7 protein-coding genes and 4 pseudogenes are annotated in these 13889 nt (G+C 38.1%); 4 read left to right on the forward strand and 7 right to left on the reverse strand.

The genetic code is table 11. The features are described 5' to 3' along the window. Positions 1 to 313: 313 nt before the first annotated feature. Together HSISS2_RS02435 and pabB are read right to left on the reverse strand one after the other, a co-directional pair. Complete coding sequence (locus tag HSISS2_RS02435; protein WP_021145201.1) at positions 314 to 2950, reverse strand: calcium-translocating P-type ATPase, PMCA-type; 2637 nt, start codon at positions 2948 to 2950, stop codon at positions 314 to 316. A 218-nt stretch (positions 2951 to 3168) separates the two neighbouring features. Then, positions 3169 to 4887: an aminodeoxychorismate synthase component I gene (gene pabB / locus HSISS2_RS02440; RefSeq protein WP_021145202.1), complete on the reverse strand. Its 1719-nt coding sequence runs from the start codon at positions 4885 to 4887 to the stop codon at positions 3169 to 3171. A 145-nt stretch (positions 4888 to 5032) separates the two neighbouring features. Between pabB and HSISS2_RS02445 the strand changes: the two are divergent. The 3 genes and pseudogenes from HSISS2_RS02445 to metF all read left to right on the forward strand — a co-directional run bounded on the left by HSISS2_RS02445 (position 5033) and on the right by metF (position 8963). Continuing rightward, positions 5033 to 5372: pseudogene (locus tag HSISS2_RS02445) on the forward strand (hypothetical protein). 289 nt (positions 5373 to 5661) lie between these two features. After that, positions 5662 to 7910: pseudogene (gene metE, locus HSISS2_RS02450) on the forward strand (5-methyltetrahydropteroyltriglutamate--homocysteine S-methyltransferase). Between the two features lie 180 nt (positions 7911 to 8090). Next, the gene (metF, locus tag HSISS2_RS02455; protein ID WP_021145206.1) at positions 8091 to 8963 is read left to right on the forward strand and encodes a methylenetetrahydrofolate reductase [NAD(P)H]; all 873 of its coding nucleotides are present in this window, start codon (positions 8091 to 8093) and stop codon (positions 8961 to 8963) included. Positions 8964 to 9202: 239 nt separating this feature from the next. On the opposite strand, the gene HSISS2_RS02460 is transcribed toward metF, so the two are convergent. From HSISS2_RS02460 to HSISS2_RS02480, 5 genes and pseudogenes are all read right to left on the reverse strand, one after another. Next, positions 9203 to 10918, reverse strand: a complete 1716-nt coding sequence (locus HSISS2_RS02460) for a phospho-sugar mutase (protein ID WP_021145207.1) — start codon at positions 10916 to 10918, stop codon at positions 9203 to 9205. Between the two features lie 152 nt (positions 10919 to 11070). Beyond that, the gene (locus HSISS2_RS02465; RefSeq protein ID WP_021145208.1) at positions 11071 to 11631 is read right to left on the reverse strand and encodes an ECF transporter S component; all 561 of its coding nucleotides are present in this window, start codon (positions 11629 to 11631) and stop codon (positions 11071 to 11073) included. Positions 11632 to 11697: 66 nt separating this feature from the next. After that, a complete protein-coding gene (locus HSISS2_RS02470) occupies positions 11698 to 12270 on the reverse strand; it encodes an ECF transporter S component (protein ID WP_021145209.1) in 573 nt (190 codons plus the stop codon). Between the two features lie 26 nt (positions 12271 to 12296). Continuing rightward, positions 12297 to 12841, reverse strand: a pseudogene (gene coaC / locus HSISS2_RS02475) (phosphopantothenoylcysteine decarboxylase). Then, positions 12834 to 13516: pseudogene (locus HSISS2_RS02480) on the reverse strand (phosphopantothenate--cysteine ligase). The pseudogenes coaC and HSISS2_RS02480 overlap by 8 nt, the downstream one beginning before the upstream one ends. A gap of 193 nt (positions 13517 to 13709) precedes the next feature. Here HSISS2_RS02480 and HSISS2_RS02485 point away from each other — a divergent pair. After that, positions 13710 to 13889 (forward strand): formate--tetrahydrofolate ligase (locus HSISS2_RS02485; protein WP_042766920.1); only part of this gene is annotated, 180 nt, incomplete at its 3' end.

A 13889-nucleotide genomic window follows, 5' to 3' on the forward strand; every position in this document is an offset into this window, starting at 1 on the left:
ATCATTATGACTTCAATTTACAGTCTGTTAACTCATTGTACGATCATATAAGTAATAAAAAGTGACAGATTTAAAATGATTTTACTGGTGCAATACATTCATATTTGGATTTCATACGAAGGCTTCAAAACATCCTATTTTTAAGCTATAGCAAGTTTGTAAGGATATATTGATTTTATTCTAGATTGATACTAAGCTATTATCTAATGAATCAATTGATACTATGCGATGGACAGAACAGTGAACAAATAAAAAGGATTGGAGGTAATTAGAAACGTCCAATCCTTTTTGAGTTTTAGCTAAATAGTTTATGTTAATTCTTTTTTGTAAGGGCCTTTCGAATGAAATCTGCTGGTATAATCAATACAGCAATAAGAAGAGCAACGATATAGTGATGAATATCCATTGGAACAGTACTAAATACTTTTCCACCGAATTGGATAATCAAGGTTTGAACAACAGCGATAGAAATCATTACAATTGAGAATTTCTTGTTTTCACTGATATGTTCAAACACATTGAATCCATTACTACGTGTATTAAGCGAGTTGAAAATGACAGCATAGATAAATACAGTAAATGTAAATGTTGTTACCATTTCAAAGTTTCCAGTTCCATTTGTGATAAAGTCTTGAATACCACCAACATTTTTGAGAATTGCCAAACATACGACAGTAATGAAGACACTAGCTACACCGATAGCAGACTTCATATAGCCAGTAAGAATATTTGCTTTCTTAGCGACTGGTTTTTCGTTCATGTAACGATCTAGCGTAGGCTCTTCACCAAAGGCGAGGGCAGCGAGTGTATCCATGATAAGGTTAATCCAGAGAATTTGGATAATTGTAAATGGCTCTTTGAGACCTAAAAGTGGTGAGAGAAGTGACATGGCAATAGTCGTCACGTTAACGGTTAACTGGAAGATAATAAATTTACTTACTGACTTACTCATGGTGCGTCCATAGAGGACAGCTTTTTCAATCGAAGTCAATGAATTATTCAAGATAACGATATCTGAGGCTTCTCGTGCGACTTCAGTACCGTCACCCATTGAGAAGCCGACATCAGCTGATTTGAGGGCAGGTGAGTCGTTAACTCCATCTCCTGTCATACCAGCGACCATATCAAGGTCCTGAGTAGCTTCAATAAGGCGTTTTTTATCCATTGGAAGGGCACGGCTAACAACCTTCAAGAAAGGTAATTTTTGCTTAAGTTCTTGATTTGAAAGGGCAGTGAGTTCATCATGAGTTAGAACAAGGTCGTTTTCTCCAGTAACAATACCAGCCTCCTTAGCAATGGCAACGGCAGTTTCCTTACGGTCACCAGTTACCATAACGACTTGTACACCTGCACGGTTCATGGTTTCAACGGTTTGTTTAATTGACGAACGAACATTATCACGGATACATACGATACCAATCAAGACTTTATCATTACCATTTGTATTAAGGATAGCAAGCAAACGCATTGAACGGTTTGCTTGTTCCAAAGATAATTCTTGGAAATGAGTTTTGATATCATCTGTAAAGTTTTGCTTATGTCCATATTTATCAAGATAGTAGTAGCAGTCATTTAGGATAAATTCTGGAGCGCCCTTGATGTAGGTTTTTCCGTCATTAGTCGTCACACTTGCAAATTTTGTTGCTGAGTTGAATTGTTGCTTCTCAGTAATAGAGTTGGTATCAAAATTAAGGCTATCACGTCCAATAAGGAAGTCAAGAAGTGCACGGTCTGTAGCATTACTACCAACAGCATTGCCATCTGCTATCATAGCATCGTTATTAAGACCGATACCATTAATCATTTCTGCTTTAAGGCTATCTGATATTGTGTCAAAATCTGGAGCATCAGTTTCACCAGTTGCTGCATAGAGTGTTCCATCAGCAAGGAAAAAGTCAACTACAGATAGTTTACCTTCAGTGATAGTACCAGTCTTATCACTGAAGAGGATATTCATGTATCCAGCTGTTTCAATGGTATCAGGATGGCGAACCAGAATATTTTGAGCCAAAAGTCGACCTGAGTTCATAGAAGAAACAAGGGCCAACATCATTGGAAGTCCTTCTGGAACAGCCATGATGATGATAGTAACCGCAAAGAGAATTGTTTCAATGATAAGAAGGAAAATTGAACCACCATTGAGGTTATTAGCCTTATTGAGGGCAATAAAGCCTAATACAAGGTTGATAACGGAATAGGCACCACCGGCACTATAACCAAGGACACCGATGTTTCCAGCAAGTTGATTAAGCTTTTCTTTAGAAGGAGAATCTTTACTGTCTTCTTGAAGAGAGGTATTAATACTTCCTAAGACTGTATTGTCACCAATTTGTGTAGCCTCCATAACAGCTTCACCAGAAGTCACAACAGTTCCACGGAAGACTTTGAGCTCTGTAAAGAGGTCTGAAGAATCTGGTTCTTCTTGATCACCAAGAGGAAGTTTTTTAGCATCCTCGCTCTCACCATTAAGGACAGCTTGGTTTACTTTTAACTCACCTTCCAGGATGATACCGTCCACTGGAACCTTGTCACCTGATTGAAGGAGGATTTGATCTCCTTTTACAATATTATCCACGAGAACCTCTTTAAGTTTACCATCACGATAAACCTTAGCATTAGTTTTTGAAGCCTCTTCCTGAAGGGTATTGAATTTTTGCTCGTTACGGTATTGTGAAATGGCTGAAAATCCTGTAGACATCAAAATGGCGAAAATTAGTGAGATAGCCTCATACCAATTAGCTTCACCAATAGCAGGGAAAATCATTCCAACAAAGTTGAAGATAATTTTTAATCCTAAGGCAGCCAAGAGGATAAGAATCCATTGATCTTGGAAGGCTTCGATAAAGATTGAGAGAAGCGAGTTAGCTTCTTTGCTAGAGAGTCTATTATCGCCATGGGTGTTTTTACTAGCTTGAACTTCAGCAGAAGTCAAGCCTTTAAAATTTTTCATTTAAGGTTTTTGTCCTTTCTAAAACTGTTCCTGAGCTTTAAGTTTCAGGATTGCATTATTTGTCATTAAAGGAATCATAGCTTTAATGACTGCTATCTAGTATTATACTGCATTTAAACTGAAATGGTTAATTATTCAATAGAAGAAATAGTAATAAAACTTAATCGCTAGCAGTGACGGAATGGTAGAAAACACAAAGTGATCCTTTAAAGCTCAGGTTAACCTCTAATACTTAATTCATACAATCCTCTCACAGCATTACAAGCATAGATAGCTTGAGCTTGTTTTAGGTCAACTAAAGTTAATACCTTTTCTTTAACTTCTTTTTGAGCTATCAGGTGCTGTCTGTAAATCCCATTTAGGATACCAAGTTGCACAGGAGGTGTGTACAGTTGGTTATTAATTTTGACAACGAGGTTACCGATAGAGGTTTCTAGGAGTTGCCCCTCATGGTTATAGTAGATTTGCTCATGAGGTCCGATACTAAGGTGAGGTCGGTAACTTGTTTTAAAGAAGGTATAGGGGCTATCCAAAGGATGCAATTGCTCCACTAATCTTGCTTGGCAAAAACTATCGGACAAGTCTATTAGTGGAGAATGGTCAAACTTTAGTTCACCGTCTTTTGAAAGAGAGAATTTAAGACGATAGTCTGTGTCAACATCAAAAGACTGACACAGGGATTCTACTTGATAGTGAGCTTCTTCCTTCTTAAAAGGAAAATCAAAGTAGCGGCTGGCCTCTTGTAAGCGATTAAGGTGCTCCTCTATAAAGAGTAATCTTCCTTGATGGACCAGACCAGTTGAAATGAGATCAAATTTAGGATTCTGACGATATAAAACAGCTGCTTTTTGCTTGGTTTCTTCATATTCATCTGCCCAATTGCTATCCCAGGTAATGCCTCCCCCGACACCATAGATAGCTTTTGTTCCCTGCATTTGAAGGGTTCGGATTGCAACATTGAAAATTGTCGGTCCCTGAGGTGGTAAAATACCGATAGTCCCACAATAAACACCACGCGCCTGTTTTTCTACCGCTGAGATAATAGACATAGTAGCTATTTTGGGTGCTCCAGTGATTGATCCACAAGGGAAAAGTGCTTGAAAGACATCACTTAGATTCTTATTTTCTAAGAGCTGTGTTTCAATAGTAGAAGTCATTTGCCAAACTGTAGAGTATTGTTCAACGTGACAAAGGCTTTTGACCTTTTCACTACCTATTTTTGAGATACGGTTCATATCATTGCGTAGGAGATCAACAATCATCATATTTTCTGAACGATTTTTTTGATCATGCGCAAGCCACTGAGCCTGTTTGAGGTCAGTAGCAGTTGTTAAACCGCGATTGGTCGTGCCTTTCATAGGACGTGTGGTTAGTGTATCGCCCTCTTTCTTAAAGAAAAGCTCTGGACTTATAGAAATAATAGAAAGGTCATCATGTTGAATAAAGGCGTTGTAGTGAGCATTCTGCTCGACAACAAGCCGGTTATAGATGGCAAAAGGGTCTGCAGTTAGGTCTTGTTGCAATTGAACAGTATAGTTGACCTGGTAGGTATCTCCTTGTCGGATATGATGATGTATTTTCTGGATAGCCTCCTTATATTCAGAAGCTGAAGTTAGCTCCTTCCATGAATCCGGTAGAGAAACTGGCTCATACGATAATGGAAGAGGTTCCGTTTGAACGGTTTCATGAATGGTGAAATAGAGGAGATATTCAGACATTAAGGGGCCATTCAAAACCTCAAACTTAGGTTCAAAGGCCGCAGACGCTTCGTAGGAAAGGTAGCCCACTGCATAATAGCCTTCTTTTTGATAGGCCTCTACTTGGGCTAGAAGTGGTTTAACTTCATTAATATCTTTGGTTTTTAATTCTTTGAGAGGATTTTTAAAGACTTGTCTCAGCCCAAAATCTTTAAAATCAATAACAGTTTTCTTATGCATAGTTAGAGTATAACATAAGAAGTTTGTCTCTGGTTATTTTTCATGTTTTAAATCTTATTCTCAAAATTTTAACCAAAGATGAACTTTTCAGATAGTTTTACATATGTTATAATGAAAGGAGTAAAAGAAGATTTTAGAGGGAATTATGACTGAAAAAAATAAATTTGAGAAAGGTAGCAGCAACCTTTCAAATAAAAAACAAAAAAGGCAATTCTTGGAAACACCAGATGTATGAACTTGAAATTGCCATTGCCAAAGAGTCTAATAACAAAAAGAGAGATGAACTGATTAAAATTCATAATGGCTATATGAATGAATATGACAGTTTAAAGAAACAAATCATTTGGTTAGCCGTTTTGGGAATTTGTTTCCTACTTGTACTAGCAGTTTTTGGTTATTTTATTTGGAATAGTTATAATAGTGAAAATATGTCTTATACATCATCTTGGATTCAAGAGAGAGTGATAGAATCTATTAGGAGTTAGTCATTATAGTTCTGGCTTTCTCTATTAATACAGCAATAAGGAGAAAGGTAAGGCTTAAGCTATCAGGTACAGCAACAAGAATCTCTAGACAAATGTCTAGGGATTTTTTGCTACCATACCTATAGTTATTAGCTATAATAATATCTAAGCAAAAGGAGATAACAGACAGGATAAATCCCTTAGTTTATAGGTTATAGCTAAAAACTATATATAGAGAAAACTAATACCAATTATACAGAAAGCTATTTCTTTGGTAAGATTAATGCAACAACAAAGAGGAGGACACAAGATGTCAACTACTATCATTGGTTTCCCACGTTTGGGTGAATTCCGCGAATTAAAATTTACAACAGAAAAATACTTTAGAAAAGAAATCACAGCAGATGAACTTTTGGCTGCAGCTAAAGACTTGCGTGCTAAGCATTGGAATATTGTCAAAGAAAAGGTATTACTGAGATTCCTTCAAATGACTTTTCTCACTATGATAATTTCCTTGATGCGGCTTTCTTATTCAACGTTGTGCCTGCATCTGTTCAAAACTTGGATTTGACAGAATTGGAACAATATTTTGCTTTGGCGCGTGGTTACCAAGGTGAAAAAGGGGATGTACGTGCCCTTCCGATGAAAAAATGGTTCAATACTAACTACCATTACATCGTTCCAAAATTTGAAAAAACAACAGAAGTTAAACTTGCTGGTCACAAGATTTTTGATGAGTACCAAGAAGCAAAAGAATTGGGTATCAACACTCGTCCAGTTGTTGTTGGACCATTCACTTTCCTTCAATTATCTGACTTTGAAGATGGTGTAAAAGCCGAAGACTTCGTTGATAGTTTTGTAGCTGCCTACCAAGAAGTTTTTGCTAAATTGACTGAACTTGGTGCGACTCGTATCCAACTTGATGAACCAGCACTTGTTAAAGATTTGACAGCTGATGAAAAAGCACTCTTCTTGAATCTTTACAATAAACTCTTGGCTGACAAGAAAGGCCTTGAAGTCTTGATTCAAACATACTTTGGTGATGTTCGTGATGTCTATAATGATCTCGTGAACTTGCCAGTTGACGGTATTGGTCTTGACTTTGTCGAAGGTAAGAAGACACTTGAACTTGTTAAAGGTGGTTTCCCAGCTGACAAGACTCTCTATGCTGGTATTGTTAATGGTAAAAATATCTGGCGTAATAACTATGAAAAGAGCTTGGAAATCTTGGATCAAGTTCCAGCTGAAAATGTTGTCTTGACGACTTCATGTTCTCTTCTTCATGTACCATTTACAACTGCTAATGAAGACTTTGAACCAGCCATTTTGAATCACTTTGCTTTTGCCGTTGAAAAATTGGAAGAACTTCGTGATTTGGATGCTATCCGCAATGGTCAAGGTGCTGAAGCACTTGCTGCTAACAAAGATCTCTTTGCTACTGAACGTGTTGGTGAAAACGCTGAACTTCGTGCTCGTATTGCAGGCTTGACAGAAGCAGATTACACACGTTTGCCAGCTTTTGCAGAACGTGAAGCTATTCAAAAAGATGCTTTCAAACTTCCATTGCTTCCAACAACAACTATTGGTTCATTCCCTCAAACTAAGGAAGTGCGTTCTAAACGTTTGGCCTTCCGTAAGCATGAATTGTCACAAGAAGATTACGATGCTTTCCTTGCACAAGAAATCGATGAATGGATTAAGTGGCAAGAAGAAGTTGGATTTGATGTTCTTGTCCATGGTGAATTTGAACGTAACGACATGGTTGAGTACTTCGGTCAAAACTTGTCTGGTTACCTCTTCTCTAAAAATGGTTGGGTGCAATCATATGGTATGCGTGGGGTTAAACCACCAATCATCTGGGGTGATGTCACTCGTCTTAACCCAATCACTGTGAAATGGTCTAGCTATGCACAAAGCCGTACAGACAAGCCTGTTAAGGGTATGTTGACTGGACCTGTTACTATCCTTAACTGGTCATTCCCACGTGAAGACATCTCTATCAAGGATTCTACTCTTCAAATCGCCCTTGCTATTAAGGATGAAGTTCTAGACCTTGAAGCAGCAGGCGTTAAAATCATCCAAATTGACGAAGCTGCACTTCGTGAAAAATTGCCACTCCGTCGCAGTGACTGGTACGAAGACTACCTTGACTGGGCGATTCCAGCCTTCCGTTTGGTACACTCAACAGTAGCACCAGACACACAAATCCACACTCACATGTGTTATTCAGAATTTACAGATATCATCCCAGCTATCGATAACTTAGATGCAGATGTTATCTCATTTGAAGCTAGCCGTTCAAACCTTGAAATCTTGGACGAGCTTAAAGCGAAAAACTTCCAAACAGAAGTTGGACCTGGGGTTTACGATATCCACTCACCACGTGTCCCTAAAGACGGTGAAATTGATCACACAATTGAAGCAATCTTGGCTAAAGTTCCAAGTAGCAAAGTATGGATCAATCCAGACTGTGGTTTGAAAACTCGTGGTATCAAAGAAACTAAAGAAAGTTTGATTAAGCTCGTAGCAGCCGCAAAAGCAGCTCGTGAAAACTTGTAATTAACATTATAATACTTTGAAGACCTTCTTACTGAGTGTAGAGGGTCTTCAATAGGTAATGATTCCTAAAGATTTTTGCAAGTAGGCTAGCTAAAATTGTTTCTATGTGGTTCTGAGATGACTAAACACTAAAATTTGCTTTTGTCTCAACAAAAATCTAAAAAGAAGAAGGTAAAATATATGACAAGCCAAACACCATCACTCTCTTTTGAAGTCTTTCCGCCTAATCCAGCTGTAGGTAATGAAAAAATTTTGCTTGCCCTTGAGGATATGAAAGGACTGTCACCCCATTTTATTAGTGTCACAGCTAGTAATAACAAATATAATATCAAAGAGACAACGGTTCCTTTGGCAAACCATATTCAAAATGATCTAGCTATCCCGACAATTGCCCATCTTCCAGCTATTTATTTGACAAAAGAAAAGGTTGCGGACACACTTCGTGAATTAGATGCTGTCGGTGTGCATCGTATTTTGGCCCTTCGTGGTGATATTATCCCAGGGGTTGAACCTCTTAAAGATTTCACATATGCTACTGATTTGATTGAGTTTATCAAGGAAAAGGCTCCTCAATTTGATATTGTCGGTGCTTGTTATCCTGAAGGTCACCCTGATTCACCAAATCAAATCTCCGATATTCAAAATCTTAAGAAAAAAGTTGATTCTGGTTGCTCTAGTCTTGTGACTCAACTCTTCTTTGATAATGAACGCTTCTACGATTTCCAAGATAAATGTACTCTTGCTGGTATTGATGTGCCTATCCATGCTGGTATTATGCCTATTTTGAATCGTAATCAAGCCTTACGCCTACTTAAGACCTGTGAAAATATCCACTTGCCACGTAAATTCCGTGCTATTTTGGATAAGTATGAGCATGATCCTGAATCTCTTAGAGCTGCCGGTTTAGCATATGCTGTTGACCAAATCGTGGATTTGGTTACACAAGACGTTGCAGGAGTTCACCTGTATACGATGAATAATGCAGCGACAGCTAGACATATTTACAATGCAACACATGCTTTATTTAAGAGTCATTCAAATTCTGAGAAGTAATAAAACGATTTTAAAACCACTTATAGATCATCTATAAGTGGTCTTTTTGTCTCTTAAAAGGTAGTGGCTTAAAGATGTTCTGATTTCCCTCAAACTTAAAGAACTTAAAACAGACATAAAGGAAATCAGAAAAAGGTTAGACAGAATTAATGTTCCATCTAACCCCTGTAAGCTTGTATAGTCTGAGAGACTATTCAATAAAATCTTGTGTTATTTGATGTCTAAACAGTTAAATCTTATTACCCTACGAAAGCGTTAATTTCTGCTTCAATATTGGCAATCTTTTGTTTAGCATCTGCTTCAGATTCTCCAACTGTTGCAATGTAGAATTTGATTTTTGGTTCTGTACCTGAAGGACGAACGGCAAACCATGAATCATCAGCCAAGAAGTATTTCAATACATTACTTGGAGGAGTTGTCAATTTTTCTACGCCGGCAGCAGTAGTAGCTGTTTGTTCTAAGAAGTCTTCTGTCTTAGCAATATCAGTGTTGTTGAATTGTTTAGGAGCATTGCCACGGAATTTATCCATGATTTTCTTGATTTCAGCAGCACCATCGACACCTGAGAGAGTAACAGAAATAGTCTTTTCTGCGAAGTAGCCATATTCTTTGTAGATTTCTTCAATACCATCAGCCAATGTCATACCACGTGAACGGTAGTAGGCTGCGATTTCTGCAACGATAAGAACAGCTTGGATAGCGTCTTTATCACGTACAAATGGTTTGATGAGGTAACCGAAGCTTTCTTCAAAACCAAGCATGTAAGTGTAATTGTGTTGTGTTTCAAATTCATGAATCTTTTCACCGATAAATTTGAAACCAGTCAAGACGTTAAACATAGTAGCGCCGTAGCTTTCCGCAATCTTAGTTACCAACTCAGTTGATACGATTGATTTACAAAGAGCTGCATTAGTTGGAAGGGTACCAGCTGTTTTGTGAGCTTCGAGGATATATTTGGCGATGATAGCACCAATTTGGTTACCTGAAAGGTTGAGGTAAGAACCATCTGGTTGGCGAATTTCAACACCAAGACGGTCTGCATCAGGGTCAGTTGCAACCAATACGTCGGCATCTACTTTACGACCGAGTTCTTCAGCAAGAGCAAAGGCTTCTTGGTTTTCTGGGTTTGGTGATTTGACAGTAGAGAAGTCAGCATCTGGAACAGCTTGAGCTTCAACGACTTGAACAGCATCAAATCCAGCTTGAGCAAGTGCACGACGTGCCAACATTTCACCTGTACCGTGAAGTGGTGTGTAGACAATCTTCATGTCACGACCGTATTCATTAATCAAGTCTTGGTTGATGTTGACATCTTTAACTTCTTTCAAGTATTCAGCATCAACATTTTCACCGATGACTTCAATTAGTCCACTAGCCTTGCTTTCTTCTAAATCAGCCAATTTCACTGTGAAAGGATTTTCGATAGCACGGATGTAGTCTGTCAATGCATCTGCATCTGCTGGTGGCATTTGTCCACCATCTTCTCCGTAAACCTTGTAACCATTAAATGGTGCAGGGTTGTGACTAGCTGTTACCATGATACCAGCAAATGTGTGAAGATGACGTACTGCAAATGACAACTCAGGTGTTGGACGAAGGCTTTCAAATACATAAGATTTGATACCGTGCGCTGCCAAAACTTGTGCAGATTCAAATGCAAATTCTGGAGAGAAGTGACGGCTGTCATAGGCAATAGCAACCCCACGTTTTTTAGCTTCCTCACCTTTTGAGTCGATTAATTGCGCCAAACCTTCAGTCGCTTGACGGACCACATAAATGTTGATACGGTTTGTACCAGCACCAATCAAACCACGCATACCAGCTGTACCGAATTCAAGGTTGGTATAGAAGGCATCTTCTTTGGTTTTTTCATCCATTGCGACCAACTCGTCACGAAGGTAAGTTGGTAATTCAGCAAAATCGAGCCATTTTTTATAATTTTCAGTGTAAGACATAGCATTCTCCTTTATATTTTTAATCGCTTACATTATAACAAATTTTTTCAGAAAATTCTAGCGATAATTGTAAATCTTTTTAAAAAGAAAATGGTATCTGAAATGTAAATGAAAATAAAAGAGCCAAGACATATCAGTCTCGACCTAACTAATTATTTTAATCTTTCAAGCGTCGGAACGGCTGCAGTTGCGACAAGAACTGTAGCAATGACTTCAATAAGAGAGTTTGTTGTCAAAATCAAAGCAAGAAAATGTTGAAAGCTGCCACCATAGATGTTGCCGAAGAAGATGTAAATTCCTAATAGAACAAAAATGGTATTGGTCATAGATCCGACAATAGCAGCTGTTACCAAACCAGTACGATTGTGTAGCCAGCGATAGATGAAGTAAGGAGTCACTCCAATTAAAATACGTGGAACCAGTGCAATAATGAGAGAATAGAGGTTTCCATGTGAGACAAAGGGACTAAAGAGGAAACTTGCTGGTGTCAAGACCAATGTATTCATGGTCACACTAAAGAGTCCCATTAGGAGTCCCAAAATGGCTCCAATCCTAGGTCCATAAATGACGGAAGCGATAACAACAGGAATATGAACCAAGGTCGGTTGAATCCCAGACGGAACAAATTCGAGAATGAAAGACGTCACAAAATGAATGGTGAGCATCACTGCAAAAAAGATGGCAATTCGTGCAATAGCGGTTGATTTTTTCATAAAAATTTTCCTTACGAGTTTGTAGAATAGTATCTGATTTTCAGCACTATCCATAGATTAAATAATTTACTTTTTCAATCGTAGAAGCATAGGAGTGATACTTACTGTCAAAAGTCCAGCAATAACCATTTCGGCAATCGAGTTGGTTGTAAAAATGGTTGCCATTAAGGTTTTGCCACCCTGTGAGTAGAAATTAGGAATTAAAAAGTAGATACCCAAGAGTACGAAAAAGGTATTTGTAAAGGCTCCAATGACTCCAGAAAGTGTCAAGCCTAAGCGGTTTTGAAGTATCTTGTAAACAAAATACGGTAAGATACCGATTAATACACGAGGAACAATAGCAATAACAGCAGATGCCCAAGTTCCACCTTCAACAAAGGGACTAAAAAGGTAGCTGCTCACTGTGTAGATCACTGTGTTACGGACGATACTCATAAGTCCCATGAAACCACCTAAATAGGCTCCAATTTTGGGGCCATAGACGATACTAGCAATAATCACTGGAATATGTGTTAGGGTTGGTTTGATGGGGAGTACAAAAGCAGCGAAAATAGTTTGACTGAGCACTTCAATGACCACCATTGTAGCTATCAAGAGTGCCAACTGCGCCGTTTGGTTTGCCTTACTTTTCTTATTCATCTTCATCTCCTATTGTTTGTAGAAAGTTAATTTATTAGCTTAGAGTCAATTGCTTCAAGAATGACATCAATATCAGCCAAAGCACCACGTCCCGTATCTCCACAGGCGAGTACACCAGACTTAGGAAGAATTTCTTGGTAGCCAAGGTCATGCAAAGTATCTAAATTTTCCTAGTCAATGGATTGTCATACATTTTAGTATTCATTGCTGGTGAAATTAGTTTTGGGGTGGTGCTGGGTAGTGCTAAAGCAGTAGCAGTCAGCATGTTATCAGCCATCCCGTTAGCTAACTTAGCAATAGTATTGGCTGAAGCTGGAGCAACAATAAAGAGGTCAGCTTCCTTACCTAGGTCAATATGATTGATACGGTCAGCTAATTTTTCCTCCATGACATCAGTGTGAACAGGGTTCTTCGAGAGAACTTGAAGTGTCAGAGGGGTGATAAAGGCTTGAGCAGCTTCAGTCATAATGACGTTAACGTCATAGCTTTTTTTCTTTAATCTGCTTGTTAAATCAGCTGCTTTATAGGCAGAAATTGATCCTGACACAGCCAGAATGATACGTTTAGTCATGACATATCCTTTCAAATAAAGCTCGAGCAATTGCAGCTTTGGTCCTAACCTTCTCCTCGCTTTTCTCGTCAACTAGATAGGCAATATGTTGATCTGGAGTAATATCACTCAAGTCGTTGGCAACAATAATATCAGCTTTGTTGCGTTTCAGACTTGCACGAGCAACCTCAAAAAGCTCTTCTTTTCTTACATTAACCAAAAGTTTGAAGCCAATCAATTGAATATCAGGATTCCATTGTTTGACGAGGCTAATGACCTTCGGTGTTTTTTAAGAAAAAGAACCTGATAATCAGAAGCCGATGATATCTTGCTTTCAGTGTTAGATTTATGCAAGAATTGAGCGAGATCTTCGGTGTCCTCCAGTTCAGCAAAATCCGTCATATAAATAGGAGTATAATCAGAGACTGCCATACTATGTATAAGAACATCGTGCTCTTTGACGAGTGGCTCCATCTTTTTGAGAAGACTTTCTACGTTCGTAATTTCTGTAATCTTTAGATTTTCTTTCGGTTCTGGTTTAACCGCTGTCTTGGTCGTTACTAAGGTTACTTGGTGACCCTTAGCCAAGAAAAGTTCTGCGATTTCCTTTCCTAGATAACCTGTTGAATGGTTTGTGATTCCACGTACAGCATCAATCTTTTCAGTGGTACCACCCGATGTAATCAAAATTTTCATAGTAGTATTGTACTAAAAATTGAGTCTTTAGTAAATATATAGTAGGTATTTTTGGGGTGTACCCCTATAAATTAAAGTTATAACGATTTATAACAAAACAAAACCGAACATTGAAAAGTAATTAACCAAAAATAATGCGTTTTTTATCAAACTCTGATATAATAGATTCTAGAAAAATATAGAGGAGTGTTTCATGAAAACAGATATCGAAATTGCTCAAAGTGTAGAATTAAAACCAATCACAGAAGTAGTTGAAAAAGTTGGAATCGGCTTTGACGATTTGGAACTCTACGGAAAATATAAGGCAAAATTGTCATTTGATAAAATCAATGCTGTCAAAGACAATAAGCCAGGAAAATTGATTTTGGTGACA

The organism is Streptococcus sp. HSISS2, from assembly GCF_000448665.1.
In the GTDB taxonomy this organism is placed as follows: domain Bacteria; phylum Bacillota; class Bacilli; order Lactobacillales; family Streptococcaceae; genus Streptococcus; species Streptococcus raffinosi.